At 75.0% G+C, this 1,447-nt stretch carries 1 protein-coding gene and 1 pseudogene; both read left to right on the top strand.

The window, feature by feature from the left end; all coding sequences use genetic code 11:
- Nucleotides 1–1,205 (top strand): annotated as a pseudogene (locus tag AWC08_RS39110) (PE family protein); the annotation flags it as partial.
- A gap of 45 nt (nucleotides 1,206–1,250) precedes the next feature.
- Nucleotides 1,251–1,447: PE family protein (locus tag AWC08_RS19310; protein WP_085088111.1), on the top strand; the 197-nt coding region annotated here is incomplete at its 3' end.

Here is a 1,447-nt window from a genome sequence, read left to right as displayed (position 1 = left end):
GCGGCACCGGCGGCAACACCTACCTCATCGGCAACGGCGGCAACGGCGGCCAAGGCGGCACCGGCTGGACCGGCGCCAACGCCGTCGCGCACGCGGTCACCAGCGCCGCGCAGCCCGGCACGTCCGTCAGCCCCATCACGACCAATTCGGCCACTCCGGTCACCGGAGCGAACGGCGGACCGGGAGGGACCGGCTCCCGCACACTCGATGGCGGTGCCGGTGGTGCTGGCGGGTCAGTGACATCGACGTCGGCGGGTCCGACCGGGGGTGCCGGCGGAACCGGCGGCAATGGCGCCGGCGGGGGTGCGGGCGGCAACGGCGGTTCCGCCATCGGCACGGATGCCGGCAGCTACGCGTTCGGCGGCAAAGGCGGCAACGGCGGTGATGCCGTCGGTGCAAGTGGCGCCGGCGGTAATGGCGGAACGGGCGGTTCGGCCGACGCTTCCAACGCGGGCTTCGCCTACGCGGGCTCCGGAGGCCATGGTGGTCACGGCGCTGGCGGCGCGGCCGGCGGAGACGGTGGCACGGGCGGTATCGGGGGTGACGGCGGTAACGCGGGCCTGATATTCGGCAGCGGTGGGCATGGCGGTACCGGCGGCACCGGGGGCCTCGGCGGATCAGGGACCGCCGGCGGAGCGGGCGGCGGCGGCGGCGACGGCGGCGACGCCCACGGCGGCTTCGGCTCGCAGGGATACCCCGCCGGGGGCAGCGCCACCTCGGGCGGTGACGGTGGTGACGGCGGTGACGGCGGCCCATCGGGCAGGGGCGGTGAAGGCGGCAACGGGGGCAACGGCGGCAGTGGCGCCAAATTCATCGGATTTGGCGGCGACGGCGGCGATGCCGGCACAGGCGGTAGTGGCGGGGTCGGCGCCCTCGGCGGCGCCGGCGGTGACGCCGGGCACGGCGGAAACGCCTCTGGCGGGTTGTCGGTCCTGGGCGGCTCCGGGGGAACCGGCGGCGACGGAGGGGCGGGCAGCGACGGCGGCGACGGAGGTCACGGCGGAACAAGCGGTGGCGCCGGCGGTCAGGGCGGACTGATCGGTGGCGCAGGCAGCGCCGGCGGGACCGGAGCCGGCGGCCGGGGCGGCGCCGGCGGTCTGGGCGGCGATGGCGGTCAGGCAGGTGCGAGCGGCTCGGGTCTAGGCGGCTCGATCGGCCACGCCGGGCAGGCCGGCAACAACGGACTGCCCGGAGATGACGGTTAGCGGCCGCCGCGGCCGCCGTAAACCTGACCAGGAGGTGGAACTTCAGTGCCTTTTGTGAGCGTGCTTCCCGATGTCGTGACCACGGCGGCCTCCAGCCTGTCCGAGCTCGGGTCGTCGATCAGTGCGGCCAATGTCGCGGCCGCCGTCCCCACCACCGTTGTTGCGGCGGCGGGGACCGATGAGATCTCGGTGGCGGTTGCGGCGTTGTTCGGTGGTTATGCCCGGGAGTATCAGGTGATCGG

The sequence above is a fragment of the Mycobacterium gordonae genome, assembly GCF_002101675.1.
Classification (GTDB): domain Bacteria; phylum Actinomycetota; class Actinomycetes; order Mycobacteriales; family Mycobacteriaceae; genus Mycobacterium; species Mycobacterium gordonae.
Note: the sequence above shows the minus strand (reverse complement) of the source record. Positions and strands in the feature narration are given on the sequence as shown.